The organism is Glycomyces tritici, assembly GCF_030403505.1.
The window spans coordinates 442,211-467,607 of the sequence record NZ_JAUEMJ010000002.1; the positions used below are offsets into that span (position 1 = coordinate 442,211).

Annotated in this window: 19 protein-coding genes and 1 pseudogene; 9 read left to right on the forward strand and 11 right to left on the reverse strand. The window is 71.4% G+C overall.

All coding sequences use genetic code 11. From position 1 onward, the window contains the following. The first annotated feature begins 22 nt into the window (after window positions 1–22). The 3 genes from QWI33_RS07270 to QWI33_RS07280 all read left to right on the forward strand — a co-directional run bounded on the left by QWI33_RS07270 (window position 23) and on the right by QWI33_RS07280 (window position 3,918). On the forward strand, window positions 23–781 hold the full coding sequence (locus QWI33_RS07270; protein ID WP_289956376.1) for an AraC family transcriptional regulator: 759 nt from the start codon (window positions 23–25) through the stop codon (window positions 779–781). A 205-nt stretch (window positions 782–986) separates the two neighbouring features. After that, window positions 987–3,230, forward strand: coding sequence for a rhamnogalacturonan lyase family protein (locus QWI33_RS07275; RefSeq protein ID WP_289956377.1), 2,244 nt, complete (start codon window positions 987–989; stop codon window positions 3,228–3,230). Between the two features lie 112 nt (window positions 3,231–3,342). Next, on the forward strand, window positions 3,343–3,918 hold the full coding sequence (locus QWI33_RS07280) for a TIGR03086 family metal-binding protein (RefSeq protein WP_289956380.1): 576 nt from the start codon (window positions 3,343–3,345) through the stop codon (window positions 3,916–3,918). A 354-nt stretch (window positions 3,919–4,272) separates the two neighbouring features. On the opposite strand, the gene QWI33_RS07285 is transcribed toward QWI33_RS07280, so the two are convergent. The 6 genes from QWI33_RS07285 to QWI33_RS07310 all read right to left on the reverse strand — a co-directional run bounded on the left by QWI33_RS07285 (window position 4,273) and on the right by QWI33_RS07310 (window position 13,042). Beyond that, window positions 4,273–4,671, reverse strand: coding sequence for a hypothetical protein (locus QWI33_RS07285; protein WP_289956381.1), 399 nt, complete (start codon window positions 4,669–4,671; stop codon window positions 4,273–4,275). A gap of 325 nt (window positions 4,672–4,996) precedes the next feature. Continuing rightward, window positions 4,997–6,640, reverse strand: coding sequence for a COG1361 family protein (locus tag QWI33_RS07290; RefSeq protein WP_289956382.1), 1,644 nt, complete (start codon window positions 6,638–6,640; stop codon window positions 4,997–4,999). A 374-nt stretch (window positions 6,641–7,014) separates the two neighbouring features. Further along, window positions 7,015–8,709 (reverse strand): DUF6055 domain-containing protein, encoded by a 1,695-nt coding sequence (locus tag QWI33_RS07295; protein ID WP_289956383.1) that lies wholly within the window; start codon window positions 8,707–8,709, stop codon window positions 7,015–7,017. A 276-nt stretch (window positions 8,710–8,985) separates the two neighbouring features. Next, window positions 8,986–9,567, reverse strand: coding sequence for a hypothetical protein (locus QWI33_RS07300; RefSeq protein WP_289956385.1), 582 nt, complete (start codon window positions 9,565–9,567; stop codon window positions 8,986–8,988). 93 nt (window positions 9,568–9,660) lie between these two features. After that, a complete protein-coding gene (gene fdhD / locus QWI33_RS07305) occupies window positions 9,661–10,482 on the reverse strand; it encodes a formate dehydrogenase accessory sulfurtransferase FdhD (RefSeq protein WP_289956386.1) in 822 nt (273 codons plus the stop codon). 229 nt (window positions 10,483–10,711) lie between these two features. After that, complete coding sequence (locus tag QWI33_RS07310) at window positions 10,712–13,042, reverse strand: FdhF/YdeP family oxidoreductase (RefSeq protein WP_289956388.1); 2,331 nt, start codon at window positions 13,040–13,042, stop codon at window positions 10,712–10,714. Window positions 13,043–13,292: 250 nt separating this feature from the next. On the opposite strand from QWI33_RS07310, the gene QWI33_RS07315 reads away from it, so the two are divergent. Beyond that, on the forward strand, window positions 13,293–13,955 hold the full coding sequence (locus QWI33_RS07315) for a cellulose binding domain-containing protein (protein ID WP_289956391.1): 663 nt from the start codon (window positions 13,293–13,295) through the stop codon (window positions 13,953–13,955). Window positions 13,956–13,962: 7 nt separating this feature from the next. Here QWI33_RS07315 and QWI33_RS07320 read toward each other — a convergent pair whose 3' ends face one another. After that, a complete protein-coding gene (locus QWI33_RS07320; protein WP_289956393.1) occupies window positions 13,963–15,168 on the reverse strand; it encodes a glycosyltransferase in 1,206 nt (401 codons plus the stop codon). A gap of 118 nt (window positions 15,169–15,286) precedes the next feature. On the opposite strand from QWI33_RS07320, the gene QWI33_RS07325 reads away from it, so the two are divergent. Further along, window positions 15,287–15,856: a P-loop nucleotide/nucleoside kinase family protein gene (locus tag QWI33_RS07325; RefSeq protein ID WP_289956395.1), complete on the forward strand. Its 570-nt coding sequence runs from the start codon at window positions 15,287–15,289 to the stop codon at window positions 15,854–15,856. 90 nt (window positions 15,857–15,946) lie between these two features. Next, window positions 15,947–17,734 (forward strand): hypothetical protein, encoded by a 1,788-nt coding sequence (locus QWI33_RS07330; RefSeq protein ID WP_289956397.1) that lies wholly within the window; start codon window positions 15,947–15,949, stop codon window positions 17,732–17,734. 7 nt (window positions 17,735–17,741) lie between these two features. Here QWI33_RS07330 and QWI33_RS07335 read toward each other — a convergent pair whose 3' ends face one another. Both QWI33_RS07335 and QWI33_RS07340 read right to left on the reverse strand, forming a co-directional pair. Next, on the reverse strand, window positions 17,742–18,611 hold the full coding sequence (locus QWI33_RS07335) for a hypothetical protein (protein WP_289956399.1): 870 nt from the start codon (window positions 18,609–18,611) through the stop codon (window positions 17,742–17,744). Window positions 18,612–18,666: 55 nt separating this feature from the next. After that, a complete protein-coding gene (locus QWI33_RS07340) occupies window positions 18,667–19,401 on the reverse strand; it encodes a YqjF family protein (RefSeq protein ID WP_289956400.1) in 735 nt (244 codons plus the stop codon). 60 nt (window positions 19,402–19,461) lie between these two features. On the opposite strand from QWI33_RS07340, the gene sigJ reads away from it, so the two are divergent. Next, on the forward strand, window positions 19,462–20,304 hold the full coding sequence (gene sigJ / locus QWI33_RS07345; protein WP_289956402.1) for an RNA polymerase sigma factor SigJ: 843 nt from the start codon (window positions 19,462–19,464) through the stop codon (window positions 20,302–20,304). 49 nt (window positions 20,305–20,353) lie between these two features. Then, the gene (locus QWI33_RS07350; protein ID WP_289956404.1) at window positions 20,354–21,478 is read left to right on the forward strand and encodes an NAD(P)/FAD-dependent oxidoreductase; all 1,125 of its coding nucleotides are present in this window, start codon (window positions 20,354–20,356) and stop codon (window positions 21,476–21,478) included. A 219-nt stretch (window positions 21,479–21,697) separates the two neighbouring features. On the opposite strand, the pseudogene QWI33_RS07355 reads toward QWI33_RS07350, so the two are convergent. Then, window positions 21,698–22,630, reverse strand: a pseudogene (locus QWI33_RS07355) (erythromycin esterase family protein); the annotation flags it as partial. A 129-nt stretch (window positions 22,631–22,759) separates the two neighbouring features. On the opposite strand from QWI33_RS07355, the gene QWI33_RS07360 reads away from it, so the two are divergent. Then, on the forward strand, window positions 22,760–23,329 hold the full coding sequence (locus tag QWI33_RS07360) for a DinB family protein (protein WP_289956406.1): 570 nt from the start codon (window positions 22,760–22,762) through the stop codon (window positions 23,327–23,329). A gap of 2 nt (window positions 23,330–23,331) precedes the next feature. On the opposite strand, the gene QWI33_RS07365 is transcribed toward QWI33_RS07360, so the two are convergent. Continuing rightward, the gene (locus QWI33_RS07365) at window positions 23,332–25,257 is read right to left on the reverse strand and encodes a glycoside hydrolase family 3 protein (RefSeq protein ID WP_289956408.1); all 1,926 of its coding nucleotides are present in this window, start codon (window positions 25,255–25,257) and stop codon (window positions 23,332–23,334) included. Between the last annotated feature and the right edge of the window lie 140 nt (window positions 25,258–25,397).

Sequence of the window (25,397 nt, forward strand, 5' to 3'; positions counted from 1 at the left end):
GCTAACGGTATTCTGCCGAGTTATGTCGATAGACGGCCACGTTATCGCGAGCAGGCCCATCAGGCTGCTGTCGCACCTCGAGCGGATCGACTGGCACCGCCACGACGGCCACCAACTGATCTACCCGCGGCGCGGGGTGCTGCGGGTGTTCACGGCCTCGGGCGTGTGGGTCGTGCCGCCTTCGCAGGGCGTGTGGGTGCCGGCCGGCCACGACCACGCCCACCGCGCGTGCGGGTCGACGGAGATGCGCGCGATCCTCTTCGCGACCGGGGGCTCCGGGCCGTTCATCGGGCATCCCACGGTGCTGGCGTTCACGCCGCTGCTGCGCGAGGCGGTCACGTGCCTGACCGACGACGCCGGACTCGAGCCGGGCACCCGGGGGCACCTCGAGCGGGTCGTCCTCGATCTGCTGCGCGGTGTCGAAGCGCCGCAGCGGTTCCTGCCGGCGCTGCCGGACCCGCGCCTGCGGGAGGTGGTCGCGCTCCTGGAGGACGATCCCGGGGACCGGCGGACCCTGGCGCAGCTGGGGACGGCGGTCGGGGCGTCCGAGCGGACGCTGAGCCGGCTGTTCCGGGTGCACGCGGGGATGACGTTCGCGCAGTGGCGCGGGCAGTTCCGGCTGCACCACGCACTCGTGCTGCTCGCGGAAGGACACCAGGTCACGCGGATCGCGGGGGCGTGCGGGTACGCGAGCCCGAGCGCGTTCATCGGGGCGTTCCGGGCGGCGTTCGGGGTCACGCCGGGCGAGTACCTGCGGCGCGAGCCCGGCCTTCGCGTGTAGCCCCCCATTGCCTTGATGGCGCTTTCAGGTTATTCTGACGCCACGCCATTATATCGATTCAATTCAATGTTTCGATGTCAATGCAGGCGGTCGCGCGACCCGGCACGTCGCGCGGCCCGCCGCCTCACCCTGTGCCACTGCGCGCCCCGCGCGGCGCTTTCGCGCGCCCGCGACCGGGTGCCCCCCATCAGATACGGAGTGAACCATGAACGAGTCCACCGCTCGACGGGCCGGGCGCCTGCGAGCCCCGGCGGCCGCGGCCATAGGCCTGGTCGCCGCCGCGGCGACGATGATCGCGATGACCGATGCGAACGCGGCCACCGTCCGCTACGAGGCCGAGAGCGCCCCCGCCGTCTGCACCGGCACCGTCGACACGAACCACGCCGGGTACTCCGGCTCAGGGTTCTGCAACTCCGACAACGCGGTCGGGGCCTCGTCCCAGTTCACCGTGAATGCCGCGAGCGCCGGAACCGCCACCCTGGCGATCCGGTACGCCCACGGCGGCACCGACACCCGCTCGGCGAACATCGTGGTCAACGGCGCCACCGTGCAGTCGGCGAGCACGTTCGCCGCGACCGGCGCCTGGACCACCTGGTCCACCAAGACCGTCACGATCCCGGTGAACGCCGGAAGCAACACCGTCCGCCTCGAAGCCACCGCCGCCGCGGGCCTGGCGAACATCGACTACGTCGAGCTCACCGACGGCGGCACGGCCCAGACCGGGCCGATCATGGAGGACCTCGGCCGCGGGGTCACCGTGGTGCCGTCCGGCGGCGGCAGCCTCGTCAGCTGGCGGCTCCTCGGCACCGACGCCGCCAACACGGCGTTCAACGTGTACCGCAACGGGACCCTGCTCAACAGCACCCCGATCACCGGCGCCACCAACTACCTCGACGCGGGAGGGAGCGGCACGTACACCGTCGCGGCCGTCAACGGCGGCACCGTCGGCACCCCGACCGGGGCCGAGGCGGTCTTCAACGCCAGCGGCTACAAGGACATCCCGATCCAGCGGCCCGCGGGCGGCACGACCCCCTCGGGCGAGGCGTACACCTACAACGCCAACGACATGAGCGTGGGCGACCTCGACGGGGATGGGCAATACGAGTACCTCGTCAAGTGGGACCCGAGCAACGCCAAGGACAACTCGCAGTCGGGCTACACCGGGAACGTCTACATCGACGCGTACAAGCTCAACGGCCAGCGGCTGTGGCGGATCGACCTGGGCCGCAACATCAGAGCCGGGGCGCACTACACGCAGTTCCAGGTGTACGACTACGACTCGGACGGCGACGCGGAGATCGCCATGAAGACCGCCGACGCCACGGTCTCGGGCACCGGGCAGGTCATCGGCAACGGGAGCGCCGACCACCGCAACAGCGGCGGCTACATCCTCACCGGACCGGAGTACCTGACGATCTTCAACGGCGCCAACGGGGCCGTGCTCGACACGATCAACTACCAGCCCGCCCGCGGGACTGTGAACGACTGGGGCGACAACTACGGGAACCGCGTCGACCGCTTCCTGGCCGGAACGGCCTATCTGGACGGTCAGCACCCGAGCATGGTGTTCGCGCGCGGCTACTACACGCGCAGCGTCATCTGGACCGTGGACTTCAACGGCACGGACCTGGTCTCGCGCTGGGTGTTCGACTCCAACAGCGCCGGCAGCCAGTACACCGGGCAGGGGGCGCACAGCCTCTCGGTCGCCGACCTGAACGGCGACGGCCGCCAGGACATCGTCTACGGGGCGATGGCGGTCGGCTCGAACGGCCAGGCGCTGTACAACACCAGGTTCGGCCACGGCGACGCGCTGCACGTGAGCGACTTCGTGCCGAGCCGCGCCGGCCAGGAGGTGTTCATGGTCCACGAGAGCGGCAGCCAGCCCTCGTCGAGCCTCAACGCGTCGAACGGCGCGATCCTCTTCCAGACGCCCGCGAGCGGGGACAACGGCCGCGGCGTGGCCGCGAACGTGCTGGGGAGCAACGCAGGCGCCGAGTTCTGGTCGCTGAACGCGAACGGCCTGCTCAACGCCTCGGGGTCGAACATCGGCGCGAAGCCGGCCTCGACCAACTTCGTCTCGTGGTGGGACGGTGACGGCGAGCGCGAGCTGCTCGACGGCACCCAGATCACCAACTACCCGTCCGGCACGGCCCTCTCGGCCTCCGGCGTCGCGTCCAACAACGGCACGAAGGCCACACCGGGCCTCTCGGCCGACCTGTTCGGCGACTGGCGCGAAGAGGTCGTCTGGCGCACCAGCGACAACAGCGCGCTGCGCATCTACGCCACGCCTTCGACCACGAACCTGCGCATCGCCACGCTGATGCACGACCCGCAGTACCGCGTGGCGATCGCCTGGCAGAACACGGCGTACAACCAGCCGCCGCATCCGAGCTTCTACATCGGCAGCGACGTCACGAGCTACCCGTTCCCGGCCATTTCCACACCCTGACCCTCCGATGGAACCGGGGCCCGCGGCGACTGCCGCGGGCCCCGGCCCTTTGCCCGATGAATTCGAGCGGTGCGCGTCGTCTCCATTCGAGAACCATCGAAGGAGCAGACGGATGATCGACTTCAAAACGGTGACCGACCAGGTGGCCTCGCTCGTGGACCAGGTGCGGGACGAGGGCCTCGGAGACGCCACCCCGTGCGGTCACTACACGCAGGCGCAGCTGCTCAACCACCTGACCGGCCTGAGCCTCGCCTTCACCGCCGCCGCCCGCGGCGAGACCGGCCCCCACAACGACGCCCCGCCGGGCGAGCCGCCGACGAGCCTCGAACCCGGGTGGCGCGACGAGCTCAAGCAGCGCTTGGGCGAACTCGCCGACGCCTGGAGCGAGCCGTCCGCCTGGGAGGGCGAGGCCCTCGCGGGCGGCGTGACGCTCCCGGCCTCCGTCATGGGCCTCGTCGCCCTGAACGAGGTCGCGGTCCACGGCTGGGACCTGGCCGCCGCCACCGGCCGCCCTTACGCCCTCGACCCGGACGTGATCGAGACCCTCACCGCCTTCACCGGCCAGGACGCCGACGACCAGTCCGCCCGCGAGGGCGTCTACGCCCCCGTCGTCGAACTCCCCGCCGGCGCCTCCCCGCAGGACCGCCTGATCGCCCTCACCGGACGCGACCCGGCCTGGCGCCCCTGACGAGCGGGTCGGCGCCTCTCGGGCGCGCCCACTCATCCCCGGCGACTCCCCGAGCGAAACCACCTGGAGCGGGAATCCGGGAGCAGTCAAGGCGATCGCGTCGACCAAGACCAGGATCGGATGCTGGTATGCGAGCGGTAGCAGTTCGATCGCATCTCGGCGGCTGCGCAGCCCCGGCGGCGCTACTGCGGGAATGTCGAGTTTCCAGCACCGCAGGGGCCCCGCGGCCATGCCGTTCGGCGGAAAGCGACTCGCCCCCCGGAACTCCAAGCCGACTGAGACACGCTCGTAGGTCGGCGGTGCAGCAGACGGTCGGTTGCAGCGCCGGTCCGGTCGGCGGGTGGGCGGCCGGGGTCAGTGGTTGGGCGCGAAGCCGGAGGTCGAGGCCTTCGTGGGGCGGAAGACCATGAAGACCCGCCGCTCCTGGGCGTCCACGAACGCGCGCCTGGCGTCGATCGCATCGGTCGCGGCCAGGCGTCCGAGGCCTGCGGCCAGAGCGAAGAACTCGTCTCGGGGAAGTCCCGTATCGCCGTCGCGGACCAGGACGGAGATCATGAGCTGCAGCCCGGTAGCTCGGGAGTGGAAGACGGTGATGGCGTCGCAGAGCTTCCCAATTCGCTCGGAGGCGTCGTCCCCGAACGGGTGGCCGAGTTCGCGGTGCAGGTCGTCGTAGGAGAGCGTCGCGCCCTGGGAGGCGTACCGCTTGAGCACTTCCAGTCCGGAGGCGATGAAGGCGGAGTCGTCGTGCGTCATGGCGGGCCTGCTTCTTGGAGAATGCGATCGGACCCGATGAGGGGATGACCTCGACCGTAACACGGTCACCCCGTCCGCTCCCCCGCTTCGATCCACCGCGGACGGCCCGCTCGGTAGCCGAGACCGCGGCCCATCCGATGGCGTGAGAGCCGACCATGGGGTCGAACCCAGGTTGCGGGCCCCCTTCTCGGCCGAGCCGAAGCTGCGGGTGTCCCGCCGCACGGCCGAGCCGATGGGGCCCGCCCGCACGACCGGACCGATATGCGCGGGGCCCGGCCGAATGGCCGGGCCCCGCATCACCCAATACCGTTGCGCCGCAAGCCGACTACCAGCTAGCGGCAGCCTTGCGGCGGCGCAGGAGCGCGAACACGACCACACCCGCAGCGAGCACCGCAGCGGCCGTCACGCCGACGACCGTGAGCGGGACGCCCGTGGTCGGCAGCTGCTCCGAGCCGCTACCGCCACCGGGTACGGCGGCGTTGAGGCTCAGGGCGGCGACGTTGTTCTCCAGGTCGCCGTCGATCGTCGGGAAGTCGGCCTCGGTGAGGCCCCAGTGCTCTTCGAATCCGGTGAAGTCCCAGGTGTCGGCGTCTTCCATGACCGAGATGAGACCGTCGGTCGAGGACTTCGCGTCGGTCACGATCACGGGGAGGTCGAACGCGAGCTCCTCACCGACCCGCAGGGTGTCGGGGCCGTCGCACATGACGTCGACGCGCTCGAGTCCGTAGACGGCCGGGTCGACCGTCCACTCCCGAAGCTCCATGCTGTTGCAGAAGGTGCCGTCCAGCTCGATGTAGCCGTACTCGTTGAAGCCGGTCGCTTCGACACCGGTGGGGAGCTGGATCGCGATGTTGAAGCGGCCCTCGCCGGAACCGGGGTGCGCTCGGGCGAGGCCATCTGCCGGGCCGAGGTTCTCGATGACGACGGGGATCGTGGCGTCCGCGCCGGCTTCGCCGTCGATGCGCTGGCCCGCGACCGCCACGTCGAACGGGTTGGCCGCCGAGACGATGATGGACTGCGAGGACCCCTCCTCGATCTCGGTGCGGTCGGTCGGCTCGAAGACGAGCTCCTGGTCGGCGTCGAAGAATTCGACTTCATCGAGGTAGTGCTGACCCCAGCCGTCGAGCGGTGAGACGTGGAAGCCCTGGCGGAACTCCATCGGGCCGGGCACGTTCGCACCGAGGGTCACGCTGATCGGCGAGTCGGCGGAGAGCTCGTAGACCTCGCCCGGTGCCGGCGTGAGCTCGGGGAACGCGCACATCACTTCGTCTTCACGGTAGATGCCGCAGTTGCTGTACTCCGAGGCGACCGAGAGGTGCGGGGTGTCGCTCCAGTAGCTGAAGATCACGCCGCGGATCGTGGTCTCGCCGGTGTTCGCGAACTCGATCTCGGGGGTGACGGTGTCGCCGGCCGCGACGTCCTCGAAGTCGCTCGCGTTCACGGAGTAGTCCCACTCCGCGTCGTCGGGGGCCAGGAACTTCCACCTGCCGGGGATCTCGGCGGGCGCGTACCCGCCGGGCTCCACGGTCATCAGCCAGTCGACCTGCTCGTTGGCGACGACTCCGGGACCGGGGAGCACGTCGAACCGGATATCGAAGTACGAGTTGGCGTTCTGGTCGGCGAAATTGCAGTCGAGGGTCGCGCCTTCGGCGATGCACGCCGGGTCTTCGGTCACGAACGTGGTGCCCTGGGACTGGTCCGAGAGGCCGAACTCGATATGGAGGTTCTCGAGGACCTCGTCATCGGCGCCGCCGCCGGTCTCGACCACGAGCCGCGCCTGCTGCGACTCGGTCTCCTCGGTCCAGCCGACATAGAAGTCGGAGGTCTCCCAGGGCTCGGCCCAGGCTTGGACGTCGAGCTGATCCTGGGCTTGGGCAGGGGCGGCGGTGAGGCCGACTGCGAAGGCGGCCACGGTGAGCGCGGCGCCCGCACCGGCGAGGGCTCGCCGCGTGGGGTTCGGGGAGGTCATGGATTTCCTTGTTTCTGTTGTCAATGAGGGGTGCGGTACAGGGGGTGCCGGAGGTACCGGCCTCATCGACACGCGTCGAGGCCGGCGACGGTTGCAGCATCTGGCTGCATTGAAACGTTCGAGAGAAGGACGCGGACGGTGGAGGGCTGGTCCGCTGGCTTTGGTCACGACCTGTCGGAGCTGCGTCTCCCGGACTCACCGCCGAACCCTGCGCTCACCGGGCAGCCCGGATGAACGGCGCCTGTCCGTTGCGCTGACCGGTCGTCTCCACATCCAGAACTGCGTACATAACACTGCGCCTCCGTCTGGCTACAGCGAGGGATCCACTGTAGCGAGACGGAGGCGGACGCGACTTCCCCGAACGGTTCCAGTGCTCAGGACGGGGTGGCGCCGGTGATCGTGAGTTCGTAGGGGAAGGGGTCGCCGACGCCGGTCTGCCACATCGTGTAGTTGCGGTGCTGGGACGGTGTGGCGGCGACGACGAGCATCATGTGGGTCTCCCCGCTCTGGAGCGAGAAGTTCGCGGTCTGGCCCGGTGCGAGCAGCGGGCTGTAGCGGACCGAGAAGTCGGCCTTGACCGCGACGAGGCGGAAGCGCCAGTCGGCTCCGGCGAGGCCGGAGGCGCCGGTGAGCTGGACGCCGACGGTGCTCGCGGTCGGGTTGAGGCGGATCGTGTTGTGCCCGTACTGGTGCGGCGCATCGGTGCCGGCGATCCGGTAGCGGTTCGAGCCGAGGCTGGTGAGCGGGTCGGTGTGGAGCGGGCGGTAGGCGCCGCCGCGCCACAGGTCGGTGCGCATGGCCGCGCCCTGGTCGAAGTCGTACACGACCTGGCGGGAGGTCATCTCGCCGATGAGGGTCGCGAACTCCTGATGGTCGAGTTGGAGGACGCGCTTGATCGTGTCGATCGGGTGCTCGCCCTGCCTGGCCTCGTACCAGAGCCGGTCCACCGCTTCGGCGCCGTAGAGCTCGGCGATGGTGTCGAACATGAGCCAGTCGCCGTAGTAGGTCTCCTGGGCGAGCCAGCGGAAGTGCTGGCGGTCGGGGTAGTAGCCGGAGCCGAGGACGACCTCGGGCCGCTGCATGCGGGCCATGTAGTTGGCGTGGGCCTCCCAGACCGGGCCCGCGACGGGGTTGCCGTGTCCCCAGCCGCCGCCGTTCCCGTTGTCGGCGTTGATGTCGCTGGCATACGACTGCATGATGTGGTTGAACTCGTGGGATTCGACCCAGTCGTCCCAGGTCTTGTCGTAGGGCAGGCACATGTGGCCGACGCCGGCGTCGTCGGGCCCGGCCCAGTTCGCGGGCGGGAGGAACCCGTTCGACCAGGTGCCGCACAGGTAGATGTTGATGCGGTAGCGGGAACCGGCGGCGTGGTCGGCGGGGTCGACGAAGCCGACGTCCTCGACGTAGAAGTCGTAGATCTCCTCCATGTGGTTCGCGACCCACCGGGGGTAGTCGTCGTAGCCGTGCTGACGGCCCCAGGCGACGGCGTCGACGGCGTCGCCCCAGCGGACGGTGAAGTTCGCGGACTCGACGTAGTTGCTCGTGGAGGCGCCGGCTTCGATGAGGAAGGCGGGCGTGCGGGTCTGCTTCTGCTGCTGGGGTTCTCCGGTGGGCTCGGGTTCGCTGGGGGTCTCGGTCGGGGTGCTGGTGCCGCCGCATGCGACCCCGTTGACCTTGAAGCCGGTGGGGACGGTGCCGGTGCCGGTCACGGTGAGGCCGAAGACCTCTTTGGTCTGGCCGGCGCCGATCTGGGCGTTCCAGCCGACGTCCTCGCCGGTGAAGTGGGCGCCGGACTGGGTGTGGTCGACGTTCCAGGCGTTCTGGACGGAGGAGCCGGACGGGAGGTCGAACTCGACCTTCCAACCGTTGATGGACTCCGATCCGGCCTTGATGGACACTGCGGCGTTGTGGCCGGTGCCCCATTGGGAGGTGATGGCGTACTGGACGGCGTCGCATGCGGCGGCAGATACCGGGACTGCCGCCACCACTGCGACGGACGCGGCCAGGACGGCCCCCACCGCCAATCCGACGGCGCCGAGGCGCCGGTTTCGACTTCGAGTGGCTTCCATGAGCTGAGCTCCTTCGTTCGGGCGCGACTGCTTCGGCGCGCCCGCAACCGGAACCGCGGCGGCCCCGCGAGCACACCGAATGCGGGCCCGCGGCACCGACCGCAGTTAATATTGACGTACGTAAATATTAGATCTCGCCCGGAACCTCGCACACAAGCGCAGGGGATTTCCGAAACCAATCGCGCATACCGGGGCGAAGCGCTCACCCGATCGATCGCGTCGCTGCGGCCCCTCCAGTGCCGCCCGGCGGACACGGCGCCCGCCGGGCGACTCCGGTCACCGGCTTCGGGGCTCGGGCGCGGCCCGCTTGGCCGCGGCGATGGCGGCGTGGGCAGTTCGCACCCGCTTACGGAACTCAGCGCCCCTGGCCGAGTTCGCCAGATCGCGCAGAGTCAGACCGCGGCGGTCCAGCGAGGCGCGGAGCCACTGCCGCCAGGCGGCGGTCGATTCGGCGCGGGCGACGGTGACCGCGCTCCACAACGGCATCGGGCGGCGCGCCTGCTCATGAGGGTTGGATCTGTGGCACTCAGGCGCGGGGAGGAAGTCCCGGATGGCGGCGTCGGTCCAGCCGCGGATGCGCAGGATCGGCTGGGTGACCCAGACCCTCGTATCAGGCCTGCGAGGCGGCGGCAGGGCACTGAGGCTGTTCGCCGCAGCGGTGGCGCGCCACTGCCGGTCCCTGTCGGTCGCCTCGGCGTAGAAGCGTTCGCGCTGGGCCGCGTCGGTCGCCTCGGCGTACTGCTCGGCGAGCGTGGGCCGCTTGGGCTTCGACAGGCGGCGCCGGATCTCCGCTTCGTCCAGTACCACTCGGGTTCGGTGCTGCCGCTTGCAGTTGCGCGGCTTCGATTGGTTGCCCATGGTGCCCCCGTTCAGGTGTCGTCCTGACCGAGAGATTAGTTACCCACGAGTAGCAAATGGTGATGACACGCCGCGAGGGCGGTTACCGGAGGGTCAGGTGATGCGATCGGGCCGGGCGTAGAGGTTCATGGTGTCCTCACGTACGAAGCCCGCAAGGGTCAGCCCGGACTCCTCGGCGAGGTCCGCCGCGAGCGACGACGGGGCCGAGACCGCCGCCAGCACGGGGATCCCGGCCATGACCGCCTTCTGGACGAGCTCGAAGGAGGCGCGGCCCGACACCGCGAGCACGTTGCCCCGCAACGGGACCCGGCCCTCCTGGAGCGCCTGGCCGATGACCTTGTCGACCGCGTTGTGGCGGCCCACGTCCTCCTTGGCGGTGATGAGGTCGCCGTCGGCGGTGAACAGGCCCGCGGCGTGGAGGCCGCCGGTGCGGTCGAAGATCTTCTGCGCTTTGCGGAGCCGGTCGGGGAGGGACGCGAGGACCTCGGCGCTGACCGCGGTGTCGTCCTCGGCGACGCTCCACGCGGCCTTCGTGCGGACGTCCTCCAGGCTGTCCTTCCCGCACACCCCGCAGGCCGAGGTGACCGTGGTGTTGCGTTTGGCCGACTTCGGCGGGGCCGCGACGTCGGCGGCGAGCACGATGTCGAGGAGGTTGTAGGTCTGCTCGCCGTTCGCGTCGGCCCCGGCGCAGTAGCGCATGGTCACAATGTCGCGGGGCCTGGTGATCACGCCCTCGGCGAGGAGGAACCCGGCCGCGAGGTCGAAGTCGTCGCCGGGGGTGCGCATGGTGACCTGCAGCGATTCGCCCCCGACCCGCAGTTCGAGGGGTTCTTCGACGGCGAGCGTGTCGACCCGCTCGGATCGGTGCTCCCCGGCGATGCGGGTGGTCTTGCGGCGGACGGTGACGCGGCCCATCGGGCTTCAGGTTCCCTTCAGGTGACTTCAGCTCCCCTTCAGGTTCGGTGAGCTCTACTGGCTTGTATAGCGCGGCGGGCCGCGAACGGCGAGGAAGGAGGTCCGAACTCACGGCCGGGCGGATCCCGGAAGGTGCGTTCGCGAGTCGGCACGAGCCGGCTCGAAGGCCGGCGAGACTTAGGGTGGGCGGGGTGGGGAGGGGAGGGGCCCCAGAAGGCCTCTGATCAGCTCAGGATCGCGCGGCCCCGCCCGGCTCGCCGCTGTCGGGTTCGAAGCGCACCACGATCGATTTCGAGGTGGGGGTGTTGCTGGTCTCGGCGACCGAGTCGAGCGGCACGAGCACGTTCGTCTCCGGGAAGTACGCGGCGGCGCAGCCGCGCGCCGTCGGGTAGTGGACGATCCTGAAATGCGGGGCGCGCCGGTCCCCGTCGGACCACTCGCTCACCAGGTCGCAGAACGCGCCGTCCGCCAGGCCGAGCGCGGCCGCGTCCTCGGGGTTGACCAGCACGACCCGGCGGCCGTGGTGAATGCCCCGGTAGCGGTCGTCGAGCCCGTAGATCGTGGTGTTGAACTGGTCATGGCTGCGCAGGGTCTGGAGCAGCAGCCGCCCCGGCCCCGCCTCAGGCGAGGTCACCGGGTTCACCGTGAAGTTCGCTTTGCCTGTGGCCGTGGGGAACACACGTCCGTCGCGCGGCGCGTGCGGCAGTGAGAACCCGCCGGGGACGCGGGCGCGCGCGTTGTAGTCCGCGAAACCGGGCACGACCCGCTCGATCCGGTCGCGGATCAGGTCGTAGTCGAGGGCGAACTCCTCCCAGGGCACGGTGTCGTCCGGCCCGAGCACGGCGCGGGCGAGCCCGGCCACGATCGCGATCTCCGAGCGCATGCCCGGGCTCAAGGGCGGGACGCTGCCGCGCGAGGCGTGCACGATGCCCATCGAGTCCTCGACGGTGACGAACTGCTCGCGCCCGCCGGGCGCGTCGACGTCGGTGCGGCCGAGCGCCGGCAGGATGAGCGCCCGCGCCCCGGTCACCGCGTGCGAGCGGTTGAGCTTGGTCGAGACGTGCACCGTCAGGCGGCAGCCGCGCATGGCCGCCTCGGTCGCGGCCGTGTCGGGCGTGGCCGCGACGAAGTTGCCGCCCATCGCGAAGAACACCCGCACCCGGCCGTCGCGCATCGCGCGGATCGTCCCCACGGTGTCGAGGCCGTGGTCGCGCGGCGGCGCGAAGTCGAACTCCGTGCCGAGGGCGTCGAGGAACCGGTCGGGCATGCGTTCCCAGATGCCCATCGTCCGGTCCCCCTGGACGTTCGAGTGCCCGCGCACCGGGCAGACGCCCGCGCCCGGGCGCCCGATGTTCCCGCGCAGGAGCAGGAACGCGACGACCTCGCGGATCGTGGGCACGGCGTGCTGGTGCTGGGTCAGGCCCATCGCCCAGCACACCACGATCTTGTCCGCGGCCAGGACCATCGCGAGGAGCCGTTCGATCTCGGCCGCCGGGATGCCGGTGCGCTCGACCGCGTCGGCCAGCGCGGCGGCGTCGCCATCGGGGTCGTCGGCGCCGTGGTGGGCGGCGAAGGCCGCGAAGCCGTGCGTGTGGGTGTCGATGAAGTCGCGGTCGACGGCGGCGGGGTCGGTGGCGGCGGCGCGCAGGATCATGCGGTTGAGGATGCTGAAGAGGGCGAGGTCGCCGCCGACTTTGATCTGGAGGAACAGGTCGGTGAGGTCGGTGCCGCGTCCGGCGAGGCCGCGGGCGGTCTGGGGGTTCTTGAAGCGCTGCATGCCGGCTTCGGGGAGGGGGTTGACGGTGGCGATGCGGGCGCCGGCGTGTTTGGCCTTCTCGAGGGCGGTGAGCATGCGGGGATGGTTGGTGCCGGGGTTCTGGCCGGCGACGATGATGAGGTCGGCCTGGTAGAGGTCGTCGAGGGTGACGCTGCCTTTGCCGATGCCGATGGTCTCGGCGAGGGCGGAGCCGGAGGACTCGTGGCACATGTTGGAGCAGTCGGGGAGGTTGTTGGTGCCGAGTCGGCGGGCGAAGAGCTGGTAGAGGAATGCGGCTTCGTTGCTGGTGCGGCCTGAGGTGTAGAACGCGGCGGCGTCGGGGGTGTCGAGGTCGGCGAGTTCGGCGGCGATGAGGGCGAAGGCGTCGTCCCAGGTGATGGGTTCGTAGTGGGTGGCGTGCTCGGCGAGGTGCAGGGGCTGGGTGAGGCGGCCTTGCTGGCCGAGCCAGTAGCCGGATTTCTCGGCGAGGTCGGTGACGGCGTGGGCGGTGAAGAAGTCGGGGTCGACGCGGCGGCGGGTGCCTTCTTCGGCGACGGCTTTGGCGCCGTTCTCGCAGAATTCGGCGGGGTGGCGGTGGCCGGGTTCGGGCCAGGCGCAGCCGGGGCAGTCGAAGCCGCCGGTCTGGTTGACGTCGCGCAGGAGGGGGAGGCCGCGTTTGGCGCCGGCTTGGGCGCCGACGACGCGGATCGAGTTGGCCACGGCGGGCAGGCCGACGGCGTGGTGCCGGGGGCTGCGGACGTCGGGGCGGTCCTGGGCGGGGTCGTGTTCGGGCGCCTTGCTCATGGGTGCAGTGTAGGTGGGCGGGGTGCGGTGTCCGGAGGGGAACACTCGGTAGCCGCCGTGCGGCGGGGTTGGTCGTGCAGGGACGGTTTTTTCAGATGAAATACCAGCTCTTGGTGGCAGAGCAGGGGGTATCGGGGCGAATCGGCGCGGACCGTTCGGGAGGGTCGGCCCGGGTAGGCTGAACGTCGCGGTCCGGCGCGGGTCCACCGTCCCGGTCCCGCGACGCGGTCCGGTGGGGAAGGCGGTGGTGATGGACGAGGCTGGTGGCGCGCTTGGCGATTCGCCTGGTGGGCGTGGTCGCTTGCACGGCCGTCTGCTGCAGGTGCTGGGCGGGGTGTCGGCGGTCGCGGCGGCGGTCGCCTTGTGGCAGTTCGTGGTGTCCGGCGATGATCCCGACCGTGATCCGGTGAGTGTGGTCGAGGGTTTGGAGACGTTGTCCGTTCCGGAAGGTGCGAGTCCTTCGGGTGCAGTGGCTTCGGTGCACGCTTCGAGTGCGGCGGTCGAGTCGCCTTCGGAGTCCAGTGCGGCGGCGTCTTCGGAGGCGCCGACGAGCGCGAGCCCGTCGCCGTCGCCGTCGGAGGAGGTCACGTCGGCTGCGGGTGAGGAGAGCGCGGCGGCGGCGTGCACGGCGAGTCTGTCGGTCGAGAAGGAGTGGGACGACTCGGTCGAGGTGCAGATCGAGGTGGTGAGTTCGGGCGGTGTCGCGTTGGAGGCGTGGGAGATCGACCTGGATCTGCGGGATGTGGACATCTACCACCACTGGAACATGCGCGAGCTCGGCGACGGCCGGTACGGCAGTGAGGACTGGAACGGCCGGCTCGATCCGGAGGAGAACGCGGTCGCGGGGTTCCAGGCGGCGACCGATGACGGCGCCGATCTGCCCGGTTCGGTGCCGTGCACGGCGGTGTCCTGAGCGCGTTTCAGGCGGTGAGGAGTGCGGCGGCGGTGGCCGCGCCGTCGGTGCGGATCGCCCCGGCTGTGGCGGTGGCGCGTTCGCGGGTTTCGGCGGTGAGGGCGGTGGTGATGGCGGCGGCGAGTGACCGGGTGGTGAGGTTCGGGCCGCGGTGGGCGGCGCCGATGCCGAGTTCGGCGACGCGGCGGGCCCAGTAGGGCTGGTCGACGATCTGCGGGAGGACCACTTGCGGGGTCCCGGCGATGGCGGCGGTGGCGGTGGTGCCGGCGCCGCCGTGGTGGACGACGGCGGCCGTTCTCGGGAAGAGCGTCTGCTGGTTGACGTCGTCGACGGCGATGCAGTCGTCGTGGTCGTCGATCGGGGCGAGGCCGGCCCAGCCGCTGGCGAGGATGACGCGCAGGCCGTTCCTGCGGGCGGCGCCTACGGCGATGCGGGCGACGCTTTCGCTGGGGCGCATGGGGATGCTGCCGAATCCGATGTAGACCGGTGGGGGCCCGGCGTCGAGGAAGGCCTCCAGTTCGGGGGTGAGCGGGCGGGGGTCGGGGAGGATCCAGGCGCCGGTCTGCACGGCGCCGAGGTCGCGGGGGTGCCGGGGGCTGAGCACGGGGTCGGTCGCGAGCCAGGGGTGCGCGGTGTGGACGTGGTCGCGGACGCATCCCAAGGGCGCCAGGCCGTTCGCGGCCCTGAGCCGGTTGACGGGCTCGCCGTAGAGGGCGTGCATGCTGGCGGCGTCGTGGGCCCACAGCTCCCGGTTGTCGGTGACGCCGGGCGGGAGGGGCCGGCCGGGCCGTTCGGGCGGCGGGTGGTGCAGTGAGGGCAGGAGCGTCGGCTGAAAGCTGACGTGGTGGTAGCGGAGGCCGAGTGCGTCGGCGGCGGTCCGGGCCGCGGCGGCGACGGGGAACATGCCCGTGGCGACGATCGCGTCGCATCCTGCTGCGGCCGTGGAGATCCGGTCGAACTGCTCGGCGAGGACCGCGGCGGTCCGCGCCGTGAAGTCGCGCACGGGCGGTGGCCCGGTGCCGGTGACCAGGGGCCGCACGGCGTCCCCGGCGGGGGCTGCCGGCACGTCGGCGTCCGCGAGCAGCCGCGCGAACTCGGGGTCGGGGGGCGCGCACACGATCGCGGTCGCACCGAGCGCGCGCAGGCGCACCGCGAGGGCGGCCATCGGTTCGACGTCGCCGCGCGAACCGTAGGTCGAGAGCAGGACGCGCATCGGTTCCCCGTTCGAACGGTAGGTCCGCCCATTCTGCGCCCCGGGCGCAAGGGTCCGGGGCGGCGCCGGGGCCGCGCGTGCGGGAGGATCGCTGTACGCCGCTCTTTCGGTGGGCGGCATGAAGATCGGGAGGCTGCCGATGGGGTATGGGAACGGGTCGGATCCGCAGGTCGTCGTGTTCACCGGGCTGCCGGGGACGGGCAAGACCACGCTGTCCGAACTGCTCAGCCGGGCGACCGGCGTGCCGGTGTTCGCCGCGGACTGGCTGATGGGCTCGCTGGTGCCGCACGGGGTTCTGAACGACCTGGAGTTCGAGGCGTACTCGGCACTCCATGACGGCCTCATGGAGACGCTGATGGTGCGCCAGCTCCGGTTGGGGCAGTCGGCGATCACCGACTGCGTGGTCGACGACGCGACCGCCGAGCGCTGGGCCGGGATCGCCGCCGAGTACGGGGCGCGGCTGCGCGTCGTCGAGTGCGTCTGCAGCGACACGGAGCTGCACCGCAGCCGGGTCGAGGGCCGCGTCCGGGGCATCCCCGGCTGGCACGAGATCGACTGGGCGCACGTCGAGCACATGCGCGCCGAGCTGCCGCCGTTCACGCTCGACCGGCTCGTCACCGACGCCGTGAACCCCATTGAGGACAACCTGGCGCTGGTCGAGGCGTACGTGTCCGGCACCCCGCGGTGAGGCGCGTGAGCGCCATGGGGACGGCCGCGGGTGGCGGGCACGGAGTAGATTGGCGCGCATGATGTTCAACGAAACGAGCCCCCAAGGTTCATGACGCGGTCCGGCGAGCGCAATGCGCTCGAACCCGACCTCGTCCCTGTTCTCCAGCGTGTCCGCGACCTCTGCGGCCGCTTCACCGAAGGCCCGCTTCCTTCAGCGGAAGTCAAGGTCCTTCGCGACGCCATCGAAAAGCCCCGCCCGGGCGGGCGCGAGCTGCTGCCGAGCCGGCGCTCGGGAGACCGCGAGCGTTCCGAAGTCCGCAAGCAGCGGTTCAAAGCCGCCGTGGCGGAGCTGGCCGGCCTGGTGCGGTCCGCCGCCTCATGCTCGGACGCCGACCTCGAACTGCTCGGCGAACGGCTCCGGGAGCTGCGCGACGACGGCCGGCGGCTGCGGCTCGATCCCGAGTCGGTCGACCTCGGACTCTCGGCCGAGCAGACTCGGACGATCGCGCTCCATCTGCTGCACAACGGGATCGTCGATACCGAGGTCCTCATGGGACTGCAGCTCATGGAGCGGGCGGCCGAACCGGAGGACGTCGACCTCATCAGCACGTTCGCGCTGATCGGCGGAAACTACGGGTTCAGCGCCCTCAGGTCGTTCAAGCGGCTGGAGCTGCCCGCGTCCCGACTGTTCGCGATCGCCAACCGGATGCCGGCCGAGGCGCGCACGACCTTCTCCGCTGCGCTGGGCAAGTCGCCGGGCGCCGAGATCGGCGCGCTCCTGGCGACGCTCTCGGCCGGCGAGGCGATCACGTTGCTGCGCATGGTCGACGACTACCAGGGCACGCCGACGTGGATCGAGGGGAACGAGCCGCTCGCCGCAGCGGTGTGCGCCGCCGCCGAGAACCCGCTGCTGATGGGCGACGGGTCGGAGACGCCGTTCTCGATGGCGTGGCTGCGCGACGAGATCCGCTACGGCGCCGCCGCTCTCCTCGGCTACGCCCCCTGCCGGCGGCGGGAGGCCATCGGGCGGCTCAACGCGTGGCTCGGTTCACCGCGTGCACTGCGGGCGGTCCGGAACGTGGTGGCGCGGCGCCCCCGGGACAGCCGGGAGCTCTGGCTGCACCGGCAGGTCCTCGACGCGCAGCGAGACCGATCCGAGGACTTCCCTGCGGGGCTGGCCGTCCGGATCGCGGTGCCGGCACCGGGTTCCGGCGACGTGTGCACGCACCTGCTCATCGACGGCGTGCCGCTCATGCCGCGCACATGCGGGTACGCCATGCCCCGCAGCCCCGAATGCCTCCTCCACAAGGGAGACGGTCTGCGCGCGACCGCGGAGCCGCGGGAGGTCAAGCTGGCCGAGCCCGACTGCACCGAGGGCTGCTGCGGCGCGCTCCGCGCCGAGGTCAAGCGCGACGAGGCCAACGGACACGTCGAGTGGGAGGTCTGGCACACCCGCAGCCCGCAGCGCCGGGAGCGCTTCAAGTTCGACGCCGCCGCCTACGACGCCGAGATCGCCCGCGCCGCAGCCGACTTCACGTGGGAATGGCCCGCGCGGCGCGCCGCCAGGCTCCTGCGCGAACGACTGCACGCCGAACCTGGGCTCCTGTCCGAGTGGGAGTGCCGATTCGGCAGCGTCGCCTCGTGGAACACCGAACGGTCGGCACTCCTGTTCCACTTCTCGCACCCGGGGACGGAGCCGGCCGCACCGACGCAGCCGTCGCTCATGTTCTTGTACAAAGCCGAGATCCCGGATGCGGCGGTCGTCGACGACGACGCGGTCCGCACCTACGTCGACCAGATCGTGGAGCGGTTCAGGAACAACGACCCGAAGCGCTTCGCGAGGATCGTCTTCGGCTCGAAGGAGCTCGCCGAGTCCCTGGGGCTCCCGTGGCGGTAGGGCCGGGCTAACCCGGTTCGGGCACGAACCGCGGGCGCCGGCCGGTGTGCGCACCGGCGGCGTCCGCGGGTCCGATCACCCGCCGCTCGATCAGGTCGACGGCCTGGTAGGCGCGGTAGTCCGTCCATTCCTCGAGCCCGTCGGCCGCCCAGTCGGGCGCGCCCTCCTCGATCTCGCCGGTCTCGCCCTTCATCTCGACGAGCGCGGTCGTGTCGTCCACGTACCGGCCCGACCAGAGGAAGACCGTCTCCAGCTGGTCGGCCTCAAGGTCGAAACCGAACTCCTCCATTGGGATCTGCCACTGCACGGCCCCGGAGGGGAAGCCGTAGAAGGTGACCGCCGTGTCGTTGTACTCGAACGCCATCACCTGGGAACCGTCCGGCGCGAGGGCGGCGATGCGCTGGTCGCACTGATCCGGGGAGTCGGCGACCGGCCACGGGGCCCAGTCCAAGGCGCCCTGGTCGATCCGTCCCTTGAAGAGGTAACTGCCGTCCTGGCCGCAGCCGACTTCGAGCAGGACGTGCACGCCGTCCGGGTGCAGGTGGTGGTGGCCACCCTGGCCGCCGACGGTGGGCAGGGCGGCGTCGCCGAGGATCGCGCCGGTCGCGGCGTCGAGCGCGAACCAGCGGTCGGCCGGGCCGTGCCCGGAGTACATGTCGGGCCGGTAGAGCCACACGACCGCGCCGTCGCGCGAGAAGCGGCAGTTGGACCACGCGCTGCCCGGACCGTCCTCGCGCGGCCCGAAGTCGAAGCGCCACAACTCGGTCCCGGCCCGGTCGAGGCAGACGAGGAAGTCGCGGGTGGCGATCGCGACGCGGCCGCCGGACTCGTCCCGGGACTGCGCCTTGATGTCGGAGATCGGTCGCTCGTCTGCCATTGGCCCCTCTTCACCGCGGTCTCGAAGGGCCCGATCGTAGTCCCCGCAAGCGAACTCAGGCGGGCTCAGGTCGACCGAAGCGCACCGCGACGCCCGGCGACGAGAGGACGCTCATCGGCCCGCCGGAGACGGGCAGACCCGCCGCGGCCAGGAGGTTCTCATCGCATTCGAGGAGCTCGGCGCGGTGCAGCGGCCAGCGCGGGTGGGCGTTCGGGAGGTACTGGAGCCGCCCGGCGACGGTGTGGTGGAGACCCCACCGGGCGGTGAGGAAGTGCTCGAGGGGCGTCGGGTCCGTGAGGGGTTCGCCGGTGCGGACGGTGAGGCGGCAGTGGGCGCCGCGGGGTCCGGGCCGGCGTCGGGCGCTGGTGTAGGTGCGCGTGTCGCCGCGGGTTCGCAGGGACATGCGGGACCAGACGTAGGGCAGGCGGAAGCCGAGGCGGGCGGCGAGCACGGGCACGAGCCTGGAGGCGTCGAGGGAGCGGAAGACGACGCCGCGGCGGCCGTGCCGGTCCACCGAGTAGAGGCGGACGTTGATCTCGGGGAAGGTGCCGAGGTAGGGGATGCCGGGGAGGCCGAACCATCCGACGCGGTACATGCGGAAGGGGACGAGGCCGACGTAGCTGGCGCCTTCGAACGTGTCGGGGACGGTCCCGGCGGGGAGGAGGCGGGCGACGGTCGCGGTGGGCACTTCCCAGTGGAGGAAGGCGAGGTCGAGCCAGGACTGGGTGAGCAGGGGGCGGGCGATGGGCGCGCGCGGCTCGGGCGTGACGGGTTCGGGCGTCGTGTGCACGCGTCCAGCATCGCAGGACCGGGCGGGCGCCCGCTGCGGGTTGGCGCTTACGCTGCGGGCGTGGAGATCTTTGAGGACCGGCGGGGGCTGCTGCAGGCGGTGGCGTACCGGGTGCTGGGGACGGTGACGGACGCCGAGGACATCGTCCAGGAGGCGTGGCTGCGGTGGAGCGGGGTCGACGCGGAGGCGGTCGAGGATCCGACGGCGTACCTGGTGAAGGTGACGACCCGGCTGGCGATCGACCGGCTGCGGAGCGCGCAGGCGCGGCGCGAGTCCTATGTGGGCCCTTGGTTGCCGGAGCCGGTGCTCACGAGCGGTGACGTGGCGGATGATGTGGCGCTGGCGGACACGGTGTCGTCGGCGATGCTGCTGGTGCTGGAGACGTTGTCGCCGCTGGAGCGGGCGGTGTTCGTGCTTCGGGAGGCGTTCGGCTACTCGCACAGGGAGATCGCCGAGATCTTGGACCGGAGCGAGGCGTCGGTGCGGCAGACGGCGATGCGCGCCCGTGAGCACGTGGAGTCGCGGCGGCGGCGGTACGACACCGATCCGGCGACGCGGAAGCGGGCGGCGGAGTCCTTTCTGGAGGCTTCGGCGGGCGGCGATCTGGCGGGGCTGATGGGGATTCTCGCGCCGGACGTGAAGCTGGTGTGCGACGGCGGCGGCCTGGCGCCCGCGCCGCGGCGAGTGCTCGAGGGCCTGGAGCTGGTGGCGGGTGCGCTGATCTCGTTCGCGGGGCGGATGCCGGAGGCGCCGAGCGTGGAGCTCGCGGAGGTGAACGGCGGCCCGGCGATCGTGGTCCGGTCGGCCGGGGCGGCGGCGGTCGTGATCATGCTGCACCTGGTCGACGGGGTGGTCGAGGAGATTCACCTGGTGAGCAACCCCGAGAAGCTCGGCGCATTGTGACGGTGGCCACTACAACTCACGTTCGGCGGTGCCATCTCGTCCTTGGGGCATGAATGACATCCTCGTTATCGGCGCCGGCTACACCGGCATGATGGCCGCCCACGGCATCGCCCTGCGCAACACGGACGCCCGCGTCACCCTCCTCAACCCGACCGACCGGTTCAACGAGCGGCTGCGCCAGCACCAGGTCGCGGCCGGCCAGGAGCTCGGCGACCACCGGATTCCCGCGATCGTCGAACCGGCCGGCATCCGCTTCGTCGAAGGGTGGGCGGCCTCAGTCGACACCGAAGCCCGCACGGTGGCGCTCGCCGACGGGCGGGAACTGCGCTACGACCTGCTGGTCTACGCGATCGGGAGCGCCACGCAGCAGATGAAGGGCGCCTTCACCATCGACGACCCCCGCCTCGCCGAACGGCTCCGCGCCGAACCCGAGGGCGTGCTGACCGTGTGCGGGGCCGGGCTCACCGGCATCGAGGCCGCGGCCGAGATCGCCGAGGCCTACCCGCGCATGACCGTGCGGCTGCTCAGCCGCGGCGAACCCGGCGCAATGATGGGCCCCGGCGCCCGCGCGCACCTGATGCGGGCGCTCGACCGCCTCGGCGTGGAGGTCCGCACCGGCGTCAAGGTGGCCGAGGTGCTGCCGGACGCGGTCGTGCTCGAAGGCGGCGAGCGCGTCCCCACCGGCACGACGCTGTGGACGACCGGGGTCCGCGTCCCGCCGCTCGCCGCCGAAGCGGGCATTGCGACCGACGACACCGGCCGAGTCCTCGTCGACGAGACCCTGCGGTCGGTCTCGCACCCGGAGATCTACGCGATCGGCGACGCCGCCGCGATCCGCCAGGCCTACGGCGTGATCCACGGGACCTGCCAGAGCGGCATCCCCTCGGCCGCGCACGCCGCCGAGTCGATCACGCGGCGCCTGCACGGCAAGGCGCCCAAGCCGTTCCGGTTCGGGTACTTCCACCAGCCGGTGTCGCTGGGCCGCAAGGACGCCGTCATCCAGTTCACGCGCCCCGACGACACCCCCGGCCGCTGGTACCTCAAGGGGAAGGCCGCGATCGCCTACAAGGAGGCGGTCAGCAGCAGCCCGTTCAAGTTCTTCCGGTCGCGCCGGCCCATCCCGGCCCGCATGACCGCGCGGACCGGGGGCCGGCGCAACCGCCTCGCGGCATAACGCCTTCACGGCCCGGCCCTCGCTCACGTGCAGGACGGCGTCGGCGCCTTCGAGCATCGCCCGGTCGAGCGGGAACGGTCCCTGCGGCGAGGTGACGTCGGTCCGCTCGGCCGCGTCGGGAAGGTCGGCGGCGGCGATGAGGCCCCACGTGTCGATCCGCTCCTGGAGCCGGCCCTCGTACGTGCCCGGGTCGGGCGCGGGAAGCCCGATGCCCTCGCTGCGGCCGAGGCTGCCGACGATGCACGCGTACCTGTCGCCGAGCAGGGACGCGAGGATCGCGCCGGTGCCGTACCAGGTGAGGTCCATGCCGCCCATGGACATGCGGCTCGGGTTCCGCTGGAGGTGGAGGTTGTGCCCGTAGAGGAGGGTCGGACCGCGGTCGGCCTCGAGGTCGCGGATGTCGAGGAGGTTCTGGGCCATGATGGCGTCGCGAACGCCGCCGAGGCGGCTCCAGCGCTCTTCGTCGCCGAGGCGCTGCGCGGCCTGGCTGTGGTAGCGGAGCAGCCCCAGTCCGGTGGTGGCGTGGACGCGGGCCCGGTCCCACCGCTCGCGCGAGGTGGCCGCGATCAGTTCGGGCGCACGGGCGTAGAGCGCGGCGAGCATGTCGTCGGCGATCACCCGCAGCCGCGCGGCCTCGGGCGTGGCGCCGGGCGAGCGGCCCGGGTCCGTGACGGCGTCCATGCCGCCCCAGCGGTCGTCGTCGCCGGCGAGGCCTGCGAGGTCGTGGTCGAGGCCCAGGTAGTCGCGGACGTGCTCGAGGCACCGGCGGGGGCTTTCGGCGGTGAACTCGAAGGGCGCGTCGATGCCGTGGAAGGAGAGCCGGTCCGCGGCGGACCGTTCGGCGTTGTACTCCCGCATCCAGGCGACCAGCGCCCGGTTGGCGGGCAGCGCGCCGAAGCCGTGCGAGAAGCCCGCTTCCATCACCGCGTCGAGCGAGCCGACGCCGCGGCGCACGAAGTCGTCCACGGCGAACGCGGCCACCCGGTCGGATTCGAGCGCGAAGGAGCGGAAGCCCTCCGCGGCGAGCTGCGCGAACAGCTCGTTGCGGATCTCCCCGAACGCGGGCTCCCGGTGGTCGGGTTCGCCGAGGGCCACGAGGGTGTGCGAGTCGTTGACGAAGGCGCGAAGATCATGAGTCATGGCTTCAAACATAACCTTGAAACTTCAGTTGAGACCTTCACCTGATGCGGCCTCGAATGTGGGGGCCGAAGTCTCAAACACTGGTTGAGGGGTGTGCGTCGCCGCGAGGGGACCGTCGGTCCCTTGCCCTAGGGTCGGGGCATGACGGTGGACTGGAACGCGTTGATCCTCGGGCAGATGGAGTTCTACTGGGACGCCCATCTGCGGCCGAGGCTGGAGGGGCTGACCGACGAGGAGTACCTGTGGGAGCCGGCCGAGGGCTGCTGGAGCCTGCGGCCCGGCCCGGACGGCGCGCTCGGGATGGAGACCGCCGACCCCGCCCCCGAACCGCCGCCGGTGACCACCATCGCGTGGCGGATGGTCCACATCGGTCGGGACGTGCTCGGCATCCGGGCCCGCGCGTTCTTCGGACCCCATGAGGGCCTTGAGGACGCGGACATGTGGGACCTGCGGCTGTGGCCCGACCCGCTGCCCGGCACGGCCGCCGACGCGGTCGCCATGCTCGAGGCCGCCTACGCGCACTGGCGCGACGGCGTGCGCGCACTCGACGCCGAGGCGATCGCGCGGCCGCTCGGGCCCAAGGGCGCCTGGTTCGCGGACGACTCGATGGCCGCCCTCGTGCTCCACCTCAACCGCGAGGTCATGGCCCACGGCGCGGAGATCTGCCTCCTTCGCGACCTCTACCGCACCGCGGGCTTGCGCTCCCGCTGACCTCAGACGGCGGTCTGGAGCCCGAACCCGAAGGGGTACAGCGGATCGTAGGCGGCGTCGCCGACGTTCATCGGCTCCTGGTCGTTGGCGCGCGGCCAGGTGACCGGGAGGCGGCCGCCGTAGGGCGTCCTGCCGAAGAGCGGGTCGGCGACGCCCGCGCCCTCGCTGCCCGGGAGCCAGGCCGCGACGAGCGCGTCGACCGGCGCGAGGTGCGAGGTGATCTCGATGGGGCGGCCCGAGACGACGATGACCACGCAGTCGACTGCGGCGCAGACCGTCGCGATCGCGGCGGCGTCCGCATCGGACACGCGCATGTCGTGCTCCCCCGCGCCCGCGTCGCCGACGCCCTCGGCGTACGGGTCCTCCGCGACCACGACGACCCCGACGTCGGCGTCGCCGATCGGCTCGGATGCGTTCTCGCTGTATGTGATCGCCGCATCGGGCGCGACCTCCTGCAGCCCTGCGAGGATGGTGGTGCCCTCGGTGACCGCCGCGACGGCGCCCTGCCAGGAGGCGGTCCAGCCTCCCAGCTGGCGTCCGAGCGAGTCCGCGCCCGAACCGGCGACGTAGACCGACTCGTCGCCCGCGAGCGGCAGCAGGTCGCCGTCGTTGCGCAGCAGCGTCTGGGACGCGGCGGCGGCCTGGCGGGCCACCTCGCGGTGCTCGGCCGAGCCGATGTCGCCGGCGCCGGAGGCGTCCGTGAACGGCCGCTCGAACAGGCCGAGCGCGAACTTCTGCGTGAGGATGCGCGAGACCGCGTCGTCGATGCGCTCCTCGCTCACCCCGCCCGAGTCCACTTCGGCCACGAGCGTGTCGATGAACCGGCGGTACTCGAACGGCACCATGACCATGTCGATCCCGGCGTTGATCGAGGTGCGCACCGCCTCGGCGTAGTCCTCGCTCACCTGGTCCACGCCCTGCCAGTCGGAGACGACGAAGCCGTCGAAGCCGAGCTCGCCCTTGAGGACGTCGTTGATGAGGTACGAGTCGGCGTGGGCCTTCAGCGGCCCCTCGCCCAGGTCGGTCGAGGAGTACGAGGCCATGACCGAGCCGACGCCCGCGTCCACCGCGGCTTTGAAGGGCGCCAAGTGGATCGCGCGCAGCTCCTCCTCGGTGAGGGTGGTGACGCCCTGGTCGAGGAGGTACGTGTCGCCGGGCGGCAGCAGGTCGTTCGGGGTGGTCGAGGAGCCGAAGGCGGTGCCGCCGTCGCCCACGAAGTGCTTGGCCATGGCCAGCACGCTCGTGCCCGCGGCGAGGTCGTCGCCCTGGAGGCCCTGCACGACGGACCCGGCGTACTCGACGGCCAGGCCCGGGTCCTCGCCGAAGGACTCGTAGGTGCGGCCCCAGCGGCTGTCGCGGGCCACGCACACGCACGGCGCGAACGTCCAGTGCACGCCGGTCGCGCGGGTCTCGGCCGCGGTGATCGCGGCGGCCCGGCCGGCGAGCCCGGGGTCGTGGGCGGCGCCGAGGCCGATGTTGTGCGGGAAGACCACGGCCCCCGGGAGCGCGCCGTTGCCGTGGACCGCGTCGAGGCCGTAGACGAGCGGGATGCCCAGGCGCGAGTCCATCGCCTCGGCCTGGAAGCCGTCGATCATCGCGGCCCAGCCCTCGGGCGTGTCGTGGAGGGCGTCGGAGCCGCCGTTGAGGAGCGAGCCGATGCCGAGATTCGCGATGTCCGAGGCGGTCCCTTCGATGGCGGGCACGGCGACCTGCGTCATCTGGCCGACCTTCTCCTCGATCGTCATGCGGCCGAGGAGGTCGGCGACGCGGTCGGCGACGGCCGCGTCGGGGTCGAGGTAGGAGGCCTCGCCCGCGTCGTCGGGGACGACCACGAGCACGGTGGCCACCGCGGCGGCGAGCGCCGCGATGAGGGCGGTCCAGAGGACGGCCGGACGGCGGAGGACTGCGGGCAGGTGTGCTGCGCCCATGGGGCGGGCTCCTTGAAGGGTGCTCGATCGACTACGGCCCCAACCTGGTTCGACACTAGTGGAAGAGCGCTCCCATGTCCAGTGGCCCTCTCGGGGGCCCGTGGAACGGCCCTGCGCAGTGCGTATAGGCGGATGGAAAT